Genomic DNA, 784 nt, shown 5'->3' with positions numbered 1-784 from the left:
TGATCGACCTGACCGGCGACGGCCAGGCACACAACAGCCTGAAACTGTCGCTGCAGGACGTACTGGATAACGGTCAGGCCGACCTGTTCCACACTGGCGACAGCCACGGTGTGCAAATGCTGGTCAAGGGCGACAGCTCCGACGTGGTCAACCTCGCGAGCAACGGCGCAGATGCTGGCACCTGGTCCGACAAGGGCACGGTGGCGGTGGGAGATATTTCCTACCACGTCTACCAGAACTCCAGCACCGAAGCCGAGCTGCTCATCCAGCAAGGCGTGCAGGTCCACCTGGTCTGACGCCGACGAGGCGGGGCCGGCCCTTCGGGTCGGCCCCAGCTTCCCTTCATCTCGCACTGTTCTGATCGAACCCTGCTGCACGAATTGGAGTGCCCATCAACAACGAAAAGCCCGCCGTGAATGGCGGGCTTTTTCGTTTGCGTGCTGCTGGTAACGAGGGCGATGCCACGGAAATTGGCCTTCGAGCAAACCCTGCACACTCGTTTTCTTGAGAGGTCTTCAGCTGTTAGGAATATATAACAAGCGCTTCGGAATTATCTGAATATAAAACTTACGATTGTAAACTCAAGATTATTGCCTCGAAAACCGTCCTTCCCCGAGGCAAGCTTTAGATGTCTATTGAAAATATTGGTCTTGTTGCTGTTAGCGAAAATGCAGCCACGAAGGTCGCCGTCAAATCAGGTGGCAAGGTCAAGGCCCAGGCAGGCACCAAATACCTGCTCCAGGTCGACAGCAAAGACGTCGCTCCCGAAAACGTCACGGTCAAG

General features: G+C 56.0%; 1 protein-coding gene. It reads left to right on the top strand.

Translation table 11 applies throughout. The annotated features are described in order from the left end of the window. A partial coding sequence (locus N5C91_RS31835) for a hypothetical protein (RefSeq protein WP_279834523.1) occupies positions 1-296 on the top strand: 296 nt, incomplete at its 5' end. Positions 297-784 lie beyond the last annotated feature (488 nt).

It is taken from the genome of Pseudomonas sp. GD03903 (assembly GCF_029840045.1).
GTDB lineage: Bacteria > Pseudomonadota > Gammaproteobacteria > Pseudomonadales > Pseudomonadaceae > Pseudomonas > Pseudomonas pseudonitroreducens.
The sequence above is the reverse complement of the archived record's forward strand: the minus strand, read 5'-3'. Positions and strand labels throughout refer to the sequence as shown.